Below are 1027 nucleotides of genomic sequence, written 5' to 3' on the forward strand. Positions count from 1 at the left end.
GCGCGGGGCGCGGCTGGTGACGCCCACGGGCGACGAGGCCCGCCGGTTCGCGGCGGACGGTGCGCCGCCTGCCGCGGACGAGGACGGCGACGCGCTGGGCGCGGTGGCCAGGACGGCGGCCGGACTGGTGCGCCGCTGGCACGCGGTGAGCGTGGCGGTCACCCTCGGCGGGCGCGGCGCGCTGCTCTCGCAGGGCGACAGCCCGCTGCTCGTACCGACCGCCGCCCGGCACAGCGGTGACGCGTGCGGCGCGGGTGACTGCTTCGCCGCCACGGCCGCCGGGCTGCTGGGCGACGGCGCCCTGCCGGCGGAGGCCGTACAGGAGGCCGTGGCGACGGCCACCCGATATGTGGCGGAGGGCGGCCCGCGCACGGTGTCCGGCGGCCCCGGCCCGGCGGCGGCGTTCGCCGGCGGCGCGGACGCCGACGCCCTGCGGCTGGCCCGCCGGGTCCGGGCGGCGGGCGGCACGGTGGTCGCGGCGGGCGGCTGCTTCGACCTGCTGCACGCCGGGCATGTGAGCCTGCTCCAGCAGGCGCGGGGCATCGGCGACTGTCTCATCGTCTGCCTCAACTCGGACGCGTCGGTGCGCCGCCGCAAGGGTGACGGGCGGCCGATCAACCCGCTGCACGACCGGGTCAGGGTGCTGCGGGCCCTGCAGTGCGTGGACGCGGTGGCCGTGTTCGACGAGGACACGCCGGAGACGCTGCTCTCCGGGCTGCGGCCGCACATCTGGGTCAAGGGCGGCGACTACGCGGTGGAGCAGTTGCCGGAGGCGGCACAGCTGGCGTCCTGGGGCGGCCAGGCCGTTCTGCTGCCCTACCTCGACGGCCGGTCCAGCACCCTGCTGGCCACCCGGGCGGCCCACTGCGCGGGCGCGGACGGGCGCCCCGCCTCGCCGGCCGGCCGGCGATGACCCCGGGCGCGCCGCCCGCCCGGCCCCGGCTGCTGGTCCTGCGGGCCCTGGGCCTCGGCGACCTGCTGGCGGGGGTACCGGCGCTCCGGGCCCTGCGCCGGGCCCACCCCGGCC

At 79.9% G+C, this 1027-nt stretch carries 1 protein-coding gene; it reads left to right on the forward strand.

Annotation, left to right across the window (positions count from 1 at the left end; genetic code table 11):
• On the forward strand, window positions 1-913 hold a 913-nt coding region (gene rfaE2, locus HN013_RS32220), incomplete at its 5' end, for a D-glycero-beta-D-manno-heptose 1-phosphate adenylyltransferase (RefSeq protein ID WP_171172560.1).
• Window positions 914-1027 lie beyond the last annotated feature (114 nt).

Source organism: Streptomyces sp. I05A-00742 (assembly GCF_013055795.1).
GTDB lineage: Bacteria > Actinomycetota > Actinomycetes > Streptomycetales > Streptomycetaceae > Streptomyces.